Below are 19221 nucleotides of genomic sequence, written 5' to 3'. Positions count from 1 at the left end.
TGGGGATGCAGTGCCTAGTTGCCCGATGTCGTGCCTTGGCTTGAACTGTCAGATGCCGTGCCGGACGCGGTTCCGCTCGAGCTGTTGGTGTTGCTGTTGTCGGTAGATCCCGTACTCGGTGTATTGCCATTCGCCTGGTCGCCCGTGCTCGGTTGAGAGCCGTCAGTCGTTTGGCTTGAGTCAGTCGTGCCGGATTGCGTGCCGCTGTTGTTCGCAGAGGAATCGACGCCCTGCGATTGGTTTTGGGTGTTCGAGGACGAATTGGCAGAGGTAGAACTGTCTTGCGTATCGTCCGTCTGTGCCTGCTGATCCTGCGACTGGGTGTTGCCATTTGCATCGCTCTCGGTCGTGCGCGACGACAGGATTGGCTCGGGACGCTCGCCCAGACCCTCACCGGCAGTGGTGATAAGGATGGCGCCGGCGCAGGCGATGACCGCGACGATGGCGATAGCGATCGAGAAGACGATGACCTTCTTTTGCGTCTGGCTGCGCTCAGCCGCCGCCTTGGCGCGCAGGCTGTTGGGAGCGACGCGCGCCGTGGTCGCGCGTCCCGCAACCTGGCGCATCTCCTGCGTGGTTGCGGCGCCACCTAGGTGCTCCTCGACATTGGGCTCAACGGGCTCGTAGGCGCCGGTAGGGTAGTCGACAGCGGCATGCGTGCCCTTGATTGCTTCGGCGCTGGCGGAGATAAAGTGGCGATAGACCTGCGAGGACACAACAGTGATGACTGAGCTCACAGCGGCACCAATCACCGAGCCGGCAATGCCAATCTTTGAAGCGAGCGCGACACTCGTGGCGGCTGCCGCGGCACCGGCGATGATTTGGGGAATGGAAATGTCATCAAAGAGTTTTTTCTTGGGCGCAATGGCCATGGTCTGGCCGATGGAATGGTTCTCGTGAACGCCGTTGTTGAGTGCGGCCGGCGTCATGACACGCGTGCGCGGCGCGTCGGTGTACTTGGTTGTCATACGGGGTCCTCCCGATGTAAATCTGCTTCGTTTCGTGTAGCCATCAGGGTACCCACCAGATGTGAATCGTACGTGTCATTTAACAGATACCATCAACTCATCAAGGGGGCCTGCTGTCTTTGGTGCAATAGCTTGATGCTAAACTGGATTTACTATTGCGAGGTGGTTTACGTGATGTACCCGTATATGACATTCGAAGATGGTACCGAGGTCATTCATTCTGACCTGATTACAGATGGCGATATCGAAAAGGTTATCGTGCATTTTGAGCGACCGACGGCAGAGGGCTTCGACTCCGCTCGTTGTGAGTTGCCTTCCTGTTCGTGGACTGACTGGGAAGGGCATTTTACTCAGAGTGAAAAACGAGCTTTCGAAGAGTGTCTGAGCAAATAATTTAGATTAGTTCGAGTTTAGTTCGAATAAAGAAGCTGAATGCGATGACCTAAAGCGTATGCATTTTTAGTATTAGATGCGTATGAAATGGAGGATGTGAATGGATGAGCTAATAGACTTTAAAAAACGATTTCTCAAGAATGGCGAGCTGGTTTCAATTCCAAAAAAGGAAAGCTATAAAAGAATCATGCTGCTATGGGCCGTCTCTTTCTTTGAATTAAATACAAGTTATACGGAGCTTCAGGTTAATCGTGTGCTGTCACAGCTCTATCCTGATTATGCCGTGTTGAGGCGGTACTTGGTTGATTATGGATTCCTATTAAGGGATGAACGAGGCCTGAAATACGAGGTTAATCGTGATGTTCACGGTATTGAGAGCTAGCCGTCCGGTTCGGGTCCTATATATTGCTAGAGGGATAAGCGAAATAGGCAATTGGTGTGCGAATATTGCTTTGCCAATGCTGATTTACGAGGTAACTCACGATGTTTCTGCAACTGCTTTGATGGTCTGCTGCAGATTTGCCCCCTCTCTGTTTTCAGTTGCGCTCGCGCAGCTGCCTCAGAAGATGGGTATCGGGACACTGCAGGCCATGAGATTGGCAGACTTAATTCGCGCGGGATTATTCGTTTGCTATATTTTTGTTGATAGTAAATGGAGTATGTTTGCTATTACGTGCGCGGTATCGCTTTGCCGAACGGTAGAAATGCCCTGCTTTTACTCGTTGTTAAGAGCCAATACGAATAGTATCAATCGCGACGTAATTAATAATTCGTTTGGGTTCCTGCAGAATTTGATGATGGTCCTGGGGCCAGTTGCCGGCGGTTTTGTTGTCGCTCAATTTGGGGCGGAGGCTGTTCTTGCATTAGACGCGCTTTCTTTTGCCGCGTCGTTCTGGTTGCTGCGAGATGTTCCGTCGGTTATCGAGGTTAATGATAAAGAGGGAATAAGCAAAAATGAAAAAAACAGGACTGCATTTAGTGATCTTAGCGCGAAGCACTTGGCAATTGGTTTCCTATTAATCGATATTTCTAGTGGCGTGGCATTCGGCTCTCTGAATTCTCTTTTGCCAGCTATAGCGCAATTGCAATTTGACTCGTCATCGATACAATATGGATTCCTTCAGAGTAGTCTTACAATCGGACTGTTGTTCGGAAATACAATATACGGTCGTTTAATCAGTGGTTCCGATTGCGTTAAATCATATTGTTTTGTGACGTATCTTGCGCTCGGTGCGTATCTGGCGTTTGGCTATCGCTATGCGTCTGGGATATCGTTTATTTTCCTTTTTATCGTCGGTGCCGGAAACGCCATTCAAGATGTGCTTCTCATAACATCGCTGCAGGATTTGGCGAGAGACGGATCTGAATCGATAAGCCTGTTTTCAATTAGGGAGTCTTTGCAATCGGTTGCTGTTGTTATTTCAACACTTCTTGTTTCGCTGTTCACGAGCATCGCGATGTTCTCAATTCTCGTTACAGGACTTGGTGTATTTTCAATTATGATGGTAGTTGTGTTTCAATTGAATTATTTGCGAAAGATGTGACGTTGATATGCCTAAAACGCTTTTAGTATTTCCCCCAGGATGGAGTCCAGTGGGGCCGTATCTTGCCTTGCCTGTTTTGAAGTCATATCTTCAAGAGGTTGAACAATACAAAGTTGACATTGTTGACTTAAACGTGGAATTTTACGATGACCTCCTATCTTTTAGACATGTCGAAGAGTGCTGTAAAAGGTATCGGGAATCAAAGGATTCGTTTAGTTCGAATGTTCAATTAACAATCGAGTTGATACAAAAGTCGGCACTTAATGTTGACGAGGCAAAAGATATTTTCAGATCGAAGAGATACTTTAATCTAAAAGAAAGACAATATGCTGAAAACATTTTTAGAAATGCACTCTATATCATAAATCACGTCTCATATGGAGTTAAATACACGTTCAACTCCATAGATCTGCCCTATGATTATTATTCGACACCAGAAATAATGAAATCGCTTGCGGATACCTTGCATAATCCGTTTATTTCCTTCTATGAAACTGCCTTTCTTAAGCGTATTCAGAGGGAAAAAATCGAGTTTATTGGGATTTCGGTGAGCGGCTGTTTCCAATTGATTTCTGCAGTTACGTTAGCGAAACTGATTAAAGAAGAATGTCCATCTGTTAAACACGTCTCATTGGGCGGCAATTACATTACTCGTTTAGCAGATGACTGCATGAAAGAATGGCATCCCTTTTTTGAATACATTGATTCGATAATGATGTATGACGGCGAAGAGCCGCTTGCACGTCTTCTTGAGGCTCTTGACTCTGGTGATGACAATCTCGACTGTGTTCCAAACCTTTGCCATGCTAAAGGTGGAAAGATATATAAAAACCATCGGATTGAGCAAACATTTATCAACGATACAGTTCCCGATTTCGATGGCTTCGCCCTTTCTAAATACTTCATGCCTGAGCTAATATTGCCGGTTTATTCCTCTAGGCAGTGTTTTAATCATTGCGCCTTCTGCACCATTCCCGGTGCTACCGGTGGTTGTTACCGAAAGATGCCTATATCGAGAGTATTTGAAATAATGTGTCGGTTAAATGAAAAATACGGCACGAGAGTTTTCTCTTTTGTGGATGAAACATTCGAAGGCAAAAGAATGGAGCAACTCGCGGATGAAATAAACGCATCGGGAAAAACGTTTTTCTGGCATGGAGAAACGAGGTTCTCTCCAACCCTAAGTACAGACGTTTTTAACAAGATATACCAAAGTGGATGTAGGCAGATTCAGTTTGGCCTCGAGTCATACAACCAAAGAGTTCTTGATCTAATGAAGAAGAACACGAGAGTTGATTGGATTGATCGCAATATCCATGATTGTCTCAATGCGGGTATTCCTGTTCATCTATTTTTTATGATTGGCTTTCCGACCGAAACTAAAGAAGAGGCTCTGAACACCTTAGCTTATACAGAGAATGTTTTGAATTATTCAAAACAGGTATGTGGTGTTCCATATTCCACGAGAGGATTTACGAATTTTGGTCTCGTTATGGGGTCGGATGTTTGGAATCATCCCGATAAGTATGGTGTCTCTGTAATGCCGAAGTCCCAATATGAGGATTTGCGCCTCGAAGTGGATTATGTTTCAGGCACTGGTTTAACTTTAAATGAAGCAAAATCCTTATCTGATGAGCATCATATTGATTTTTATATGCAAGAGGTCATAAACGGTAGTGACACAATTGACTTGCCCCAGCGGCTTCATATTTCAGAGGTGACCTGGATCCTAGATTCTATTCACGCTGTCAGGTATAAGGGACATTTGACCAAAGTAAAGCGACGGCTAACTAGTCTAAATCCAGCTGATCGAATCTGGCTGGATTCCAAGACCTCTGTCGTGCTCGTTGAGCCATTTGCCTACTTCTATAATTCTGAATACCATCATGTCTATGCTGTTTCCCAGTTGGTATACCTTAAGTTGGCCCGTTTATTGGAGGCCGATTGTAGCATTTCTCTTATTCTTGATCAGGGCGACCTCGAGCTGACAAGGGCGATAGAAGAACTGTTGCATTATGGATTGCTGAATACAAATATCGATGCCGATTATGTAATGCACGATAATGGTTTTCAATTGGTTAAAAGTTCGTTTGTTAAAGAAGTCGGACGCTCAAAAGAGGGGTTAAGAGTACTGCTGAGTTGTGCCACCCATAGAATGTGTGCGGTTAATGATTATTCGTTCGCTTTGCTTTCGTTGTTTGAAAAGCCGATTACTAAGAACGAGCTGCGCGACATTTTGAAAAAAGAGGGACTATCGGCAAACGAGGAGCAATTAAACAAGTTGGTTGATAATTGCATGAAAGCAGATATACTACAATTGATTAGATAGAGGAGGTTTCTGCATGGACGTTATTAACAAAGATCTCTTGGAGCAACTGAAAGAGTCTCAGGAAGAGGGCGTCGTGGTAGAAGTGTTCGACTTTGAGGACTACATGGATAAATTCTGCCATTAGTTTCGGAATTTACTTGCCTCGCTTAAAGGAGAAGTCGATTATCGATTTCTCCTTTTTTAATTAAAGATATTTTTGGAATACATGCTCTTAGCACAGGTTGGCGTCTCAGTAAACTGGGAGGTTGCTTTGGCTAGTTAGAGATATGTGAACGTCCGTTAGACTGAATCTCAGGGTAGAAGGGGCCTCCAGTGTCCAGATCAACAAGGCAATGCTGCGTTTCGGCTAATAAGAACGACGGCTTTTTGCGTGTGGCGGCGGCGTCGCCGCGGATTCGCGTGGCCGATGTCGAGGGCAATGCCGAGGTGGCGTTGGCTGCCGTGCGTGAGGCTGCCGAGCGTGGCGTTCGCGCGCTGGTGTTGCCCGAGCTTAACCTAACCGGCTATACCGCGGCCGACCTGTTCCATAACCGCACATTGCTGCATGCCTGCGAGGCTGCTCTGGTGCATATCCTCGATGAAACCCGCGAGCTGCCGATTGTCTTTACCGTCGGCCTTCCCGTTGCGGTGGCCGAAAACATCTACAACTGCGCGGCCGTGTGCTGTGCGGGCGAGCTTTTGGGCCTCACGGCCAAGAAGTATTTGCCCAACTATGGCGAGTTCTATGAGCGCCGTTGGTTTGCTCCGGCGCCTGCGGATCCCGTGTGGGTTGAATTTGCCGGTCAGGGTCCGGTCCCGCTGGGTTCGGGGCTTGTCTACCGTTGCTGTGATGAGGGCGCCGAGGACCTGGTGCTGGGCGTTGAGGTCTGTGAGGACCTGTGGGTGCCGGCGCCCCCTTCGACCGAGATGGCGCTTGCCGGTGCGACGGTGATTCTCAACTCGTCGGCTTCGGACGAGATTATCGGTAAGGCAGATTATCGCCGCAGTCTCATCTCCAATCAGAGTGCGCGCCTGTACTGTGCCTATGCCTACGCGGATGCGAGTGAGGGCGAGTCCACGACCGACATGGTCTTTGCGGGCGAGAACCTTGTCTACGAAAACGGCTCCAAGCTCACCGCGACCAAACTGCTTACCTGTGATATGGCCATCGCCGACGTTGACCTTGACCGCCTGGTTGCCGAGCGCCGTCGCTCGACGACGTGGACGCGCGCGGACGATGCGCCGGAGGCCACGACCGTTGAGTTCTCTTTTGAGGGCGTGCTGACAGACGAGCCTGTCCTGCGCGATGCGCTCGGCATCGACCGTGTCTTCTCCCGCGCGCCCTTTGTGCCGGCCGACCATGGTGACCTTGCCGAGCGTTGCGAGACCATCCTCGACCTGCAGACCGCCGGCCTCAAGACCCGCCTGGCCCATACGGGCACCAAGGCTGCAGTCATCGGTCTTTCGGGCGGCCTGGATTCCACGTTGGCGCTGCTTGTGACCGTGCGTGCCTTCGATGCACTGGGGCTGCCGCGCACGGGCATCACTGCCGTGTCCATGCCCGGCTTTGGCACGACGCATCGCACCAAGTCCAACGCCGAGTCGCTCGCGCGCGACCTGGGCGTGAGCTTCCGCGAGGTTTCGATTCACGCGGCCGTGGAACAGCACTTCAAGGACATTGAGCACGATCCGGCCGTGCAGGACGTGACCTACGAGAACAGCCAGGCTCGCGAGCGTACGCAGATTCTGATGGATCTGGCCAACCAGGCCGGCGGTTTTGTCATCGGCACGGGCGACCTGTCGGAGCTGGCGCTCGGCTGGGCTACCTATAACGGCGACCACATGAGCATGTACGCCGTCAACGCGAGCGTGCCCAAGACGCTTGTGCGCCATCTGGTGCGCTATGCGGCTGATGTCTTTGGCGGGCGTATTGCCGAGGTCTTGCTCGATATCCTCGATACGCCGGTGTCCCCCGAGCTTCTGCCGCCCACGGGCGACGGCGAGATTGCGCAGAAGACCGAGGACCTGGTGGGCCCGTACGAGCTGCACGACTACTTCCTCTACTACCTGCTGCGTTTTGGCTTTGAGCCGGGCAAGATCTACCGCATGGCGCTCAAGAGCTTCGAGGGCGTCTACGACGTCAAGACCATTCACACGTGGCTACGCACGTTCTACCGTCGCTTCTTTGCCCAGCAGTTTAAGCGCAGCTGCCTGCCCGATGGCCCCAAGGTGGGCTCGGTCACGCTCAGCCCGCGCGGCGATTGGCGCATGCCGAGTGACGCCAGCTCGCGCCTGTGGCTCGCCCAGATTGACGCGCTCAATCCGATGGACTAAGGTTGCCAAATTGAACCAAAACAGCGGGTGCAAGCGTTACACTTTTGCAATCTGATGGCCCGTATCGCGCGGCGCTCTTGTCGGAGCGCCGCGTTTTTCATATCGAAAGGTGGCACCATGCAGGCATCGCAGCGTCTCGACCGCTTTGGCGCGGAGGTCTTCGCCTCGCTCAACAACAAACTTCTCGCGCTGAAGGCTCAGGGCAAGACCATTTACAACATGAGCGTGGGCACGCCCGACTTTAAGCCGTACGACCATGTGGTCGAGGCGCTCACGCATGCAGTCCAAGATCCCGAGATGTGGAAGTATGCCCTGCGCGACCTGCCCGAACTCAAGCAAGCCGTGTGCGATTACTATGAGCGTCGCTTTGGTGTCTCCGGCATTACGCCGTCTATGGTGCAGTCGTGCAACGGCACGCAGGAGGGCGTGGGCCATTTGGGCCTGGCCCTGCTCGATCCGGGTGACACCATTTTGGTTCCCGATCCGTGCTACCCGGTCTTTGAGGCGGGCGCCAAAATCGCCGATGCCAAGCTCGAGTACTATCCGTTGGTCGCCGAGCATAATTACCTGCCCTATGTGGCGGGTATCGATCCCGAGGTGGCCGATCGTGCCAAGTATATGATCGTGTCGCTGCCCGCAAACCCGGTCGGCTCGGTGGGCACGCCCGAGGTCTACGAGGAGATCATCGCTTTCGCCCGCGAGCACGACCTGCTCATCGTCCATGACAACGCGTACTCCGACATCGTGTTCGACGGCGAGCCGGGCGGAAGCTTCTTGCAGTATCCTGGTGCGCTCGAGGTGGGCGTGGAGTTCTTCTCGCTTTCCAAGTCGTTTAACGTCACCGGTGCGCGTATCGGCTTTTTGGTCGGTCGCGAGGATGTGGTCTCGGCCTTTGCCAAGCTGCGCGGCCAGATCGACTTTGGTATGTTCTTCCCGATCCAGAAGGCTGCTATCGCCTGCCTGAACGGTCCGCGCGATGAGGTCGAGGCGCAGCGTCTGAAGTACCAGGAGCGCCGCGATGCCCTGTGCGACGGTCTTGAGGGCCTGGGCTGGGAGCGTCCCAACGCGCATGGCTCTATGTTTGTGTGGGCCAAGCTTCCCGGTGGTCGCACCGATTCCATGGCGTTTTGCGAGGAGCTCATGGAGAAGGCCGGCGTTGTGGTGACGCCGGGCGCGAGCTTTGGTCCTTCGGGCGAGGGGCACGTGCGCATGGCGCTGGTCCTGCCGCCCGATCAGATTGCTTTGGCTGTCGAGGCCATCCGCGAGGCGGGTCTGTATTAGAAACCTGTTTCGACTCGTCAATAGCTCGAAACCGATTTCGTGCAGTTATTTTACGAATCCTGCAAACAATTTCGGTAAACGGTCGATTTTTGGCTGCGAATAGGAGCATAATCAAAGTCCCGATTGGATGTATTGGGATTACGACAAGCCGCTCGGGTCGTTCCCGGGTGGCTTGTTTGTGGAGAGAGATGGGAGTTTCTAATGGTTAACGAGAAGAAGGTCGCTATTGTCGGCTGCGGTTTCGTCGGTTCGTCTTCGGCGTTCGCGCTGATGCAGAGTGGTCTGTTCTCCGAGATGGTCCTCATCGACGTGGACAAGAACCGCGCCGAGGGCGAGGCTCTGGATATCGCGCACGGCATGACGTTTGCCGAGCCGATGAAGATCTACGCCGGCGATTATTCCGATGTCGCCGACGCCGCCATGATCGTCGTCACCGCTGGTGCTGCCCAGAAGCCCGGTGAGACCCGCCTGGACCTGGTCAACAAGAACGTCAACATCTTCAAGTCCATTATCCCCGAGATTAAGAAGTCCGGCTTCGACGGCATCCTGCTCATCGTCTCCAACCCGGTTGATGTTCTGACCTACGCCGCCATCAAGATGTCCGGCCTGCCCGAGGGCCACGTCATCGGTTCCGGCACCGTGCTCGACACCGGCCGTCTGCAGCAGATGCTTGGTGCCCACGTTGAGGTCGACCCGCGCGATGTCCAGGCCTATGTCATGGGTGAGCACGGCGACTCCGAGTTTGTCGCTTGGTCCAGCGCTCAGGTTGCCGGCGTTCCGCTGAACACCTTCTGCGAGCTTCACGGTCATCTGGAGCATGAGGCTGCCGAGAAGCGTATCGCCGAGGACGTCAAGAACTCCGCCTACACCATCATCGAGAAGAAGCACGCCACCTACTACGGCGTCGCCATGGCCGTCAAGCGCATCTGCACCGCTGTTATGCGTGACGAGCAGACCGTTCTGCCCGTCTCCTCGCTCATGGTGGGCGAGTATGGCCTGTCCGATCTGGCCATCTCCATGCCGACGGTCGTTGGCCGCGACGGCGTCGTCTGCCGCGTCCCCGTGCCGCTGAACGATGACGAGCAGCATGAGCTCACCGCCTCCGCAAAGGCTCTCAAGGACATCATCGACAGCGTCGACTTCTCCTGCTAAATCAAGCTCGCTAGAGCGAAAAGCTACAATGAAGGCGTCCGGGTCCACACGGCCCGGGCGCCTTTTTGGTACAAGGGGGTCAGGTTACTTTGCACCATCCCAATGCGCCATAGTTGATGGGAGAGCCATGTCGGATTCGCCTAATTTTTTGACCTATGCCCAGACGGCATTTGATCCGTTTGAGGAGCGGCCGTTCTGCGCGGTGGATAGCCTGGTCTTTGCGTGGTTGTCCTATTTGCGTTTGCCGGAGGATATGGCGGAGCTGAAGAACTGGCAGGGCCTAGACGTACGCGAGCTGCTGCGTGCCGAGTGCTACCGGAGCATGATTGACGACTTGTGGGACCCAGAGGAGAGCAGAGCTTTGTTGGAGGCCGTGGCAGCAAGCCCTCGCTACCGTGGCGTGCACGTTTGCGGCTATCGTACCGTGAGTGATGCCGAGACGACGGAGCAGTTTGCGGCTATGACGTTCCGATTTCCGGCGGGGTTTAGCTACCTTTCCTTCCGGGGGACCGACAGCACGATTGTGGGCTGGAAAGAGGACTTTAACATGGCGTTCCGGTGTCCTGTGCCGGCCCAGGAATCCGCGGCGCGTTATGTGGACGAGGCAGCGGATACGATTGACGGGCCGCTTTTGTGCGGAGGTCATTCCAAGGGTGGAAACCTTGCGGTGTACGGTGCGGCGATGTGCTCCGATGTCGCCCGTGAGCGAATCGAACGGGCGTATTCCCATGATGGTCCGGGCTTCGTCGAGGAGTTTCTGAACGGCAACGCCTTCGCTGATCTATCCAGCCGAATCGACAAGACGCTACCTCGGTCGTCGATTTTTGGCATGATGTTCGAGACGCAGGAGGACTATGCCATCGTTGAGAGCACCGAGTTCAGCCTGCTGCAGCACAATCCCTTTAGCTGGGTGGTTGATGGTCGCGACTTCGTGTACTGTGAGCGCCTGTCTGCCGGTGCTCGATACGTTGATGGCTCCATTCGCGAGATGCTGCTTGCAGTGGGGCCTAGCGAGCGCGAGCGTTTTGTAGATGCGTTGTTCTCCGTGTTTGAGGCTACGGGTGCTGAGCGGTTTGCGGATATCGCTGGGAATCTGCGCGAGAGCCTGCCCGTGATGCTCCAGGCTGCGCAAGGGTTTGACAAGGATACGCGACGCTTTGTCTCGCAGACCATCGTGGCAATTCTTAAGTGTGCGCTGCTGCCCAAACGTCCCGAGTTCAGCGTGCCTTCTAGTGGTAAGAGCCTGGCAGAGCAGCTCGAGGTATGGCAGTCCGAGCTCCTGCGCTAGCCATTGGTGCAAAGCAACCTGTCCCCGATGCACCAATCTTCGATGCGCCTGGGGCGGGCTCGACCGCTATACTGGTTCGTGCTCAATTCAATCTAGAACGGAATGCCGTATATGAAAATCAATCATGCGATTCTGCATATCCTGGACTTTGACTCTGCCGTCAACGTTATGAGCCAGCGCGAGCTCGATATCGAGAGCCGTACCGTGCGCAACTTCGTGACCACGCATCTGCGCCGCGCACGTACCTCGGCCGACAATAAACGCGCCGCGTTTGCCGAGAACTCTGCGTTTGGCGGCGAGCTCAAGGGCTATTTCTTTGGCGAGCGCGAGTTCGTAGACCTGTCGCAGCAGATTGCGGAGTTCATTTCCTCCGAGCTTACCAAGGCCGAAAAAGCCGAGTCCACCGATGTGCTCGTGGCCGACTTTGACGACGATGAGGATGCCCGCTGGTTTGCCGTGATGCTGCTGGGCTCCAAGCAGGCCTTTATGCACGAGGTGGGCCGCGAGGAGGGCGAGGTACGCAACGACATCGCGCGCCACTATGCTATCCTGCCGAATCCTTCCCAAAAGGTGCCAAGCTATGCCATCGTGCGTGCGAGCACCATGGAGATCGGCTATGTGGACAAGAAGCGCAAGATTGCCGGCGAAGACCGCATGCTCATTCCCGACGGTCTGCTGCAGTGCGATACGGGCGTGTCGGGCAAGGAGGTCATCGACACCGTGACGCGCGTGGTCGAGGAAGTCGCCGAGGAGCACGGTGCCAATACGGCCGTAGCGCTCGCTAAGGTTAAGGCTGCCGTTGCCGAGAAGGTTGAGGATGACGAGGAGCTTCCGCCCTGGGATATCGTCGATGAGGTCTTTGAGGACGAGCCGGTCATCAAGGAAAGTGTGCGCGCGGCACTGACCGAGGAGAAGGTTCCCGAGCGCGTTCCCGTGGAGCGCAAACAGGTCGAGCGCGCGGCGGTGCGCAATCATAAGATCCGTACCGACACGGGTATCGAAATCAGCTTCCCGGCCGAGATGGGTTCGAACTCCGAGTACATCGAGTTTGTCAACGAACCCAACGGCCTCATCTCCATCGAACTCAAAAACATCGGCAGCATCGAGAATCGATAAGTTGCGTTACGCCTGCAGCGAGAAAGCGAAGGCCGAAGCCCCCTTGGAGCTTCGGCCTTTTTGTTTAGGGCTGAATTGCCCCGCAGGTTGAGCATAAGTCAGCGAAAACGCCCCTAGGCGAGCAAGGTGACGTGAAAGAGGAGGGAAGCGTACTTCGGTACGCGACCGACGATTGAACGTCAGATTGCCGCCTAGGGGCGCTTGCAGCGTCGAGCCGTTACGCGGTTTGGTAAAACCGCGTAACCCTACAGCTGGCGCAGGCCTTCCTCGAGACCGGTCTTGCTGTCGGTCTGGGCGTCGCGCATCTTGATGACGCGGGCGGGGACACCGGCCACGACGGCGCCGGCGGGGACGTCCTCGACGCACACGGCGCCGGCGGCGACAACAGCGCCCTTGCCCACGCGCACGCCTTCCAGGACCACGGCGTTTGCGCCGATCATGACATCGTCCTCGATGATGACGGGCGTGGCGCTGGCGGGCTCCACAACGCCTGCCAGCACGGTGCCGGCGCCGATATGGCAGTTCTTGCCCACGGTGGCGCGGCCGCCCAGCACGGCGCCCATATCGATCATGGAACCCTCGCCGATAACGGAGCCGATGTTGATGATGGCGCCCATCATGATGACGGCACGGTCGCCGATCTCGACGCGGTCGCGGATGATCGCGCCTGGCTCGATGCGGGCGTTGATGCCCTTAAGGTCGAGCATGGGCACGGCGGAGTTGCGGCAGTCGTTCTCCACATCGTAGTAATCGATGGAATCGGCGTTGGCGTCCAGGATGGCCTTAAGCTCATCCCAGTCACCAAAGACGGTCTTGCCACGACGACCGCCGTAGACGTGTGCATTGCCCCACTGGACCTTCATGCCCGGCTTTTCGCGCACGTACAGTTTGACGGGCGTCTTTTTGGGCGCGGTGGCGATGTAGTTGATAATCTCTTGGGCATCCATCTCGGCTGCGTTACTCATATGCTGTCTCTCCTTTGGGTGGATCCGGTTGATACCTGGTTAGGCAAACATGACCTGGTCGAATGTATAGAAGCCGGGTTCGCGGGTGACGAGCTTTTGCGCGGCTGCCAAGGCGCCGTTGACAAAGATCTGACGACTCGTGGCGCGGTGAGTGAGCGTGATCTCCTCGTCCTGGCCAAAGAAACTCACCTCGTGCACGCCGGCGACGGTGCCGCCGCGCAGCGAGTGCATGCCGATTTCCTGGGGGTCGCGCGCGCCGCACATGCCCTCGCGTCCGTAGACGGGGTGGTAGCCTGCCTCGGGCTCGGCCTCGACTATGGCGTCGAGCAGCAGCTTGGCGGTGCCGCTGGGGGCATCAACCTTTTGGTTATGGTGCGTCTCGACGATTTCGCAGTCAAAGCCGGGCAGCTCGCGTGTGGCCTGTGCTACCAGATGACGCAGGGCGGCGATGCCGATGGAGTAATTGCCGGAGTGCATGACGCGGGCGTTCTGACCCAGCTCGCGCAGGCAGCCCATCTGCTCGGGTGTGTAGCCCGTGGTGCCCGAGACTAACGCGGCGCCTGTACGCTTGACATAAGCGACGACGGCGTCAAAGGTCACGACGTTCGAGAAGTCGATGATGACGTCGGCTGCCGGGGCACTCTCGAGTTCGGACAGATCGAAACCGATCTGGGCGACGATGTCGAAAACGGGCTGACCGGCGGCGTCGACAACGCCCTCGGCGGTAGTGCGGATGAGCGAGCCCATGCGGCCCGTTCCCATAATGACGGTCTTAATCAAGCAGACCAGCTCCCTTCAAAGCATCGGTAAGTGCAGCGCGCGTGTCGTTGGCCATGGGGCACAGCGGCATACGGTAGTTTGCCTCGATCATACCCATCTGAGCGAGCGCCTCTTTGACGGGGATGGGGTTGACCTCACTAAAGAGGGCGTTGATGAGCGGCTGACCGGCAATCTGGATATCGCGGGCGCGCTCCACGTCGCCGCCCAGATAGGCGCGGCACATGTCGTGCACGAGCTGCGGCTGAACGTCGGCCCACACACTGATGGTGCCCGAGGCACCCAGGCTCATGAGCGGCACGGTGAGTGCGTCTTCGCCCGAGTACATGCGGAAGTCATCAGACAGCAGGTGGGCGATTTTGGCCGCGTAGGCGACGTTGCCCGAGGCCTCCTTGATACCCATGATATTGGGGTGCACGGCCAAGCGCTCCACGTTGCGCTCGCTGATGCCGCAGCCACAGCGGCCGGGGATGTTGTACAAGATGCAGGGGATGTCCACGGCATCGGCGACGGTCTTAAAGTGCTGGTAGATGCCCTCTTCGTTAGACTTGTTGTAGTAGGGGGTAATGAGCAGCAGGCCGTCGGCGCCCAGGCCCTGATAGGTGAGCGACTTGGTGAGCATGGTCTGCGTGGAGTTAGAGCCCGAGCCGGCAATAACGGGGACGCGGCCTGCAACCTGCTTGACCACCGCGGCGACAACGGAGTTGTCCTCGTCGTCGGTCATCGTGGCACTCTCTCCGGTGGTGCCCAGGGTGAGGATGGCGTCGGTGCCATTTTGCAGGTGGAAATCGATAAGGCGCTCGAGTGCTTCAAAGTCGACGCTGCCGTCCTTTTTAAACGGCGTGACAAGGGCGACGATTGAGCCCTCGAGATTGCGGATGTCCATGTTCTTCTCCTTCGCTTCCGCGATCTGGATGCGTTTGTTCCATTGGGCAGCGACTGCCAGGCGCTCGTCCTGGGCGCGACGGCGGGCGGCATCGGCGCGCGACTTAGCCAGTAGCTCTCGGCCGTACGACAGCACGTCGAGCGTGGCAAAGTAATCGCCCGGGCGCTCGGCGCGGCGGATGAGGTCGGCCGAGCCATCGGGGCGCAGCAGGACCTCGGCGGAGCGCAGGCGTCCGTTGTAGTTGTAGCCCATGGAGTAGCCATGCGCGCCGGTGTCGTGAATCACGAGCAGGTCGCCCATGTCGATATGCGGCAGCTCGCGATTGATGGCGAACTTGTCGTTGTTCTCGCACAGATTGCCCGTGATGTCGTACGTGTCCGTGACGGGCGCTGCGGTCTTGTCGGCGCCGCCCGGCTGGCCCATCACCGTAATGTGGTGGTAGGCGCCATACATGGCAGGGCGGATCAGGTCGACGGCGCTTGCGTCGACGCCGATATAGTCCTTGTAGATCTGCTTCTCGTGGATGGCCTTGGTGACCAGGCAGCCGTAGGGGCCCATCATGAAGCGGCCCATCTCGGTGCAGATGGCCACGTCGCTCATGCCGGCGGGAACCAGGATCTCGTCGTAGGCAGCGTGTACCCCCTCGCCGATGGCGTGGATGTCGTTTGCCTGCTGCTCCGGCAGGTAGGGGATACCGACGCCGCCGGACAGATTGATGAAGGCGACGTGTGCACCGGTCTCGCGCTCCAGGCGTACGGCAAGCTCAAAGAGGATGCGCGCGAGCTTGGGGTAGTAGTCGTTGGTGACGGTGTTGCTGGCAAGGAATGCGTGGATGCCAAAGCGCTCGGCGCCCTTGGCCTTGAGCGTGCGGAAGGCTTCGAAGAGCTGCTCGGTGGTCATGCCATATTTGGAGTCGCCCGGGTTGTCCATGATGCCGTTGGAGAGCTGGAACAGGCCGCCCGGATTAAAGCGGCAGCTGACCGCCTTGGGAATGGGCCCCGCAACGCGCTCAAAGAACTCGATGTGGCTGATGTCGTCGAAGTTGACGATGGCGCCCAGCTTGTCAGCGAACTCAAAGTCGGCCGCCGGCGTGTCGTTGGACGAGAACATGATGTCATGCCCCGTGATGCCCAGCGAGCGGGCGATCATGAGCTCGGTATAGCTCGAGCAATCGCAGCCGCAGCCGTATTCGTTGAGAATGGAGATGAGCGCCGGGTTGGGGTTGGCCTTGACGGCAAAGTATTCCTTAAAGCCCGGGTTCCATGCAAAGGCGTCGCGCACTTCTTGCATGTTGCGGCGGATGCCTGCCTCGTCGTATAGATGAAACGGCGTGGGGAATTGCTCGACGATATGCTCGAGCGTCTCCTTGTCCACAAACGGCTGCTTGGCCGCATATGCCTCGTTGGGGGTCAATGCCATGTCCCGTAAACCTCGCTATCCAGACGGCGCCATCTGCGCATCGAATCCGCATAGCGTGGACCCAATGTCCGGATAGCGCTCCCGCATTGCTGCAGACAGTCCTGTGGGTGTTTCCTACAGGCCCACCAGGTTGTTCGTGCCCGAAAAACCCAGTTCGGCGGGTTTCGCCTCCCCACGGGGTCAAAGCCTGCCGGCTCGCCCGCGGTTCTTCGTGCCCGCGCCTCTATCAAGTGGTAAAGACCCTACCACGTTGCACTTTACCAAACAAGAGTATTCGTATATAACGTTTAAAAAATGCAAGGATATGCTGGAAATAAGGGTGTGGCAATCTTGCGGCACAATAGATGGCAACCGACGCGCACCCATGAAAGGAACCTCTATGACCGAGCTCCAAGAACTCCGCCGCTATCGGCGCGACTTGCACAGGATCCCGGAGCTCGACTTCGATCTTCCGCAGACGATCGCCTATATCGAGGGTGTGTTGGCGCCGCTCGCCTGCGAGGTGGCCCATCCGTGTCCCAGCTGCGTCTGCGCTTTCTTCGACGCTGGCGTTGGTGCCGCGCATGCCACGGCGATTCGCGCCGACATGGATGCGCTGCCCATTGTGGAGGCGACGGGCGCGGCTTTCGCCTCGTCTCATCCCGGCAAGATGCACGCTTGCGGGCACGATGGGCACATGGCCATGGCGCTTGTCGCAGCGACGTATGTCGACCGTGCGATTCGCGAGCGGCCGGGTGCCATTAAGCGTAACGTGCTCTTTGTGTTCCAGCCTGCCGAGGAGACGACCGGTGGTGCCAAGACAGTATGCGAGAGCGGTGTGTTCGAGCGCTATGGTGCCGACCGTATCTTTGGCTTTCACGTGTGGCCCGACCTCCCCGCCGGCACGCTGGCGAGCTGTCCCGGTCCGCTGCTGGCGCGTTCGAGCGAGACGCATGTGCACATTCACGGGATGAGCATCCATATCGCCAAGACCTATGGCGTACCGGTCGAGGAATCGCACGATGCGGCGCTGGCTGCTGCCAAGTTCTTGGTTGCCGAGCGCGAGCTGATGGACGAGCTGGGCGCCGATGAGCCCTGTATCGGTAAGTTTGGCCTGCTGCAGGCCGGCACCGTCTGCAACGCCGTGGCGGGGGAGGCCCATGTGGCCGGTAGCCTGCGCGTGTTTACGGACGACATGTTCGACCGCGCGCGAGAGGGCGTGCGCCGCGTGCTCGATGAGGCGTGCGCCGCTACGGGCTGCACGTATGATCTCGACTTTGCCGAGGGCTATCCACCGGTCGATAACGACCCTGAGTTGTTTGCCCGAATCGCGCCCGCTCTGCCCGAATTGCAGCTCGTGGATGAGCCGCTGCTAATCGCCGAGGATTTCGCGTTCTATCAGCGCCATCTGCCGGGCGTGTTCTTCTTGCTGGGCACGGGCGTGCCAGAGGACCAAGACAACCCGAGTGATTCGGATGGCTGCCCCGCCTATGCTACAAGCGCCCTGCATACCGATACCATGCTTTTTGACGAGGAAATCCTGCTCAAAGGCCTCGATGTCTACAAACGACTGCTTGTGATGGAGTGACGATGAGGCGACGTCGGCAATCAGCCGTATATAGTCCGGGTGGATGCGGGTGCGGTTTGCTGCTGCTTCCGGTCATCGCTGTGAGCATTGGCGTGATGTTTGCGCTTGCCGGGCTGGCCGCAGCGGCACTCGTGTTGCTGATTGTGGCCATCGGCGTGACGGTCTGGCTGTGCCGCTCTCGCGAGCAACGCCGTGCCGATGGTAAAACCGATGTTGGATGGACCATCTTTTTAGTCGTCGCCTACCTATTGAGCATCAGCTATTTAGTTTTCTTTATCCTGTTGCTTGTGAGTACCTTTACCGGGGAATCCGTCACGTTGGGTTGATGCACTGCCAGCAGACGGTTGCGCAAAGTGCGTTTGCTCGGCGTTCGGATAACCGCATTGGCCGTTTACCGCAACTTTAGCTCTCAGCTAATGAATTCAAGTTTAATCCTTCCTACGATGTGCTGTGTGCCGGCACGGTAGCCGGATAGATGGAAGGATGCATGATGAAAAAGCTCGAAAACGAAGTGCTGCTGAGCCGTCGCGCTGCACTTGGCGCATTCGCCACTGTTGCCTTGGGGACTGCCAGTCTTCTTGCCGGTTGCGGTAGCGATAAGACGACCGTCACCGAGGACGCCGGCGACGCAGATAAGAAGGAGGAGTCGAAAAAGGAAGAGCAGCCTACGACCGACCTGGCCGTCGGCACGTCTGTTACCACGGCTGCCGGTCTTTCCGTTACTGTCGATTCCGTGCAGACCGGGCTTACTAATTTTGACGGTTCGACCATGACGGGCATTCACGTCACGTACGTCAACAATGGCGATGAGGGCGCGGATTACAATGTCTACGACTGGAAGGGCGAGGACGCCAACGGCGCCCAGCAGAACCAAGGCTATTACAGCGAAGGCTCTGACGAGCTGCAGTCTGGCACCCTTGCCGCCGGCGGCTCCGTTGCGGGCAATATTTACTTTGACGGCGACATCAAGAAGGCCCTGTATTTTGCCAACATGCTCGAAAAGACCGTGACTGCTAGCTGGGTGCTTGCTTAGCGTGTTGATGCCGTTGGGTCGTTTGGAGGTGAGGCCGCGTGCCCGATAAAAAGCTGACGGACGAGTTGCTCAACGAGCTTCTTGATGCGCCAAGTATCGATGGCTATATCAAGGAACACGACTTTGCCGCCCCGTCGCTTTCGGATTACTTAAGGCTCTGTTAGACCAGGATTGACATACATGTGTCCCC

Annotated in this window: 16 protein-coding genes and 1 riboswitch; of the genes, 12 read left to right on the top strand and 4 right to left on the bottom strand. The window is 56.3% G+C overall.

The genetic code is table 11. The features are described 5' to 3' along the window. Positions 1-14 precede the first annotated feature (14 nt). Positions 15-968, bottom strand: a complete 954-nt coding sequence (locus DW661_RS04360; RefSeq protein ID WP_118934783.1) for a hypothetical protein — start codon at positions 966-968, stop codon at positions 15-17. 493 nt (positions 969-1461) lie between these two features. Between DW661_RS04360 and DW661_RS04350 the strand changes: the two genes are divergently transcribed. The 8 genes from DW661_RS04350 (at position 1462) to DW661_RS04315 (ending at position 12384) form a co-directional block, all read left to right on the top strand. Next, positions 1462-1743: a DUF2087 domain-containing protein gene (locus DW661_RS04350; protein ID WP_055251466.1), complete on the top strand. Its 282-nt coding sequence runs from the start codon at positions 1462-1464 to the stop codon at positions 1741-1743. Beyond that, positions 1721-2905, top strand: coding sequence for an MFS transporter (locus tag DW661_RS04345; protein WP_082435530.1), 1185 nt, complete (start codon positions 1721-1723; stop codon positions 2903-2905). Before DW661_RS04350 ends, DW661_RS04345 begins: the two co-directional genes overlap by 23 nt. A 7-nt stretch (positions 2906-2912) precedes the next feature. Then, positions 2913-5234, top strand: a complete 2322-nt coding sequence (locus DW661_RS04340) for a radical SAM protein (protein ID WP_117735774.1) — start codon at positions 2913-2915, stop codon at positions 5232-5234. A 312-nt stretch (positions 5235-5546) separates the two neighbouring features. Further along, positions 5547-7547, top strand: coding sequence for an NAD(+) synthase (locus DW661_RS04335; protein ID WP_118934780.1), 2001 nt, complete (start codon positions 5547-5549; stop codon positions 7545-7547). Between the two features lie 117 nt (positions 7548-7664). After that, complete coding sequence (locus DW661_RS04330; protein WP_118934778.1) at positions 7665-8828, top strand: pyridoxal phosphate-dependent aminotransferase; 1164 nt, start codon at positions 7665-7667, stop codon at positions 8826-8828. 201 nt (positions 8829-9029) lie between these two features. Beyond that, entirely contained in the window at positions 9030-9980 is a 951-nt protein-coding gene (locus DW661_RS04325) for an L-lactate dehydrogenase (RefSeq protein WP_006234343.1), read from the top strand. A 127-nt stretch (positions 9981-10107) separates the two neighbouring features. After that, positions 10108-11268 (top strand): DUF2974 domain-containing protein, encoded by a 1161-nt coding sequence (locus DW661_RS04320; protein WP_118934776.1) that lies wholly within the window; start codon positions 10108-10110, stop codon positions 11266-11268. A gap of 111 nt (positions 11269-11379) precedes the next feature. Then, entirely contained in the window at positions 11380-12384 is a 1005-nt protein-coding gene (locus DW661_RS04315) for a nucleoid-associated protein (RefSeq protein ID WP_117583913.1), read from the top strand. Positions 12385-12629: 245 nt separating this feature from the next. Here the strand turns inward: DW661_RS04315 and dapD are convergent, their stop codons facing one another. Genes dapD through dapA form a run of 3 tightly spaced genes read right to left on the bottom strand, consistent with a single transcriptional unit; the run spans position 12630 to position 16431 of the window. Then, the gene (gene dapD, locus DW661_RS04310) at positions 12630-13349 is read right to left on the bottom strand and encodes a 2,3,4,5-tetrahydropyridine-2,6-dicarboxylate N-acetyltransferase (protein ID WP_117790643.1); all 720 of its coding nucleotides are present in this window, start codon (positions 13347-13349) and stop codon (positions 12630-12632) included. A 39-nt stretch (positions 13350-13388) separates the two neighbouring features. Beyond that, complete coding sequence (dapB, locus tag DW661_RS04305; RefSeq protein ID WP_199577049.1) at positions 13389-14129, bottom strand: 4-hydroxy-tetrahydrodipicolinate reductase; 741 nt, start codon at positions 14127-14129, stop codon at positions 13389-13391. Further along, positions 14122-16431 (bottom strand): 4-hydroxy-tetrahydrodipicolinate synthase, encoded by a 2310-nt coding sequence (gene dapA / locus DW661_RS10300; RefSeq protein WP_118934774.1) that lies wholly within the window; start codon positions 16429-16431, stop codon positions 14122-14124. Before dapA ends, dapB begins: the two co-directional genes overlap by 8 nt. A gap of 65 nt (positions 16432-16496) precedes the next feature. Continuing rightward, positions 16497-16665, bottom strand: a riboswitch (Lysine riboswitch). Between the two features lie 145 nt (positions 16666-16810). Here dapA and DW661_RS04295 point away from each other — a divergent pair. From DW661_RS04295 to DW661_RS10445, 4 genes are all read left to right on the top strand, one after another. Beyond that, a complete protein-coding gene (locus tag DW661_RS04295) occupies positions 16811-17998 on the top strand; it encodes an N-acetyldiaminopimelate deacetylase (protein WP_117806496.1) in 1188 nt (395 codons plus the stop codon). A gap of 56 nt (positions 17999-18054) precedes the next feature. After that, a complete protein-coding gene (locus tag DW661_RS04290) occupies positions 18055-18324 on the top strand; it encodes a hypothetical protein (protein WP_118934772.1) in 270 nt (89 codons plus the stop codon). A 164-nt stretch (positions 18325-18488) separates the two neighbouring features. Then, entirely contained in the window at positions 18489-19031 is a 543-nt protein-coding gene (locus tag DW661_RS04285) for a DUF4352 domain-containing protein (RefSeq protein WP_158564943.1), read from the top strand. Positions 19032-19069: 38 nt separating this feature from the next. After that, the gene (locus DW661_RS10445; protein ID WP_255413578.1) at positions 19070-19195 is read left to right on the top strand and encodes a hypothetical protein; all 126 of its coding nucleotides are present in this window, start codon (positions 19070-19072) and stop codon (positions 19193-19195) included. Positions 19196-19221 lie beyond the last annotated feature (26 nt).

Source organism: Collinsella sp. AM24-1, from assembly GCF_003470325.1.
GTDB lineage: Bacteria > Actinomycetota > Coriobacteriia > Coriobacteriales > Coriobacteriaceae > Collinsella.
This window is presented reverse-complemented; position numbering and strand designations above follow the sequence as displayed.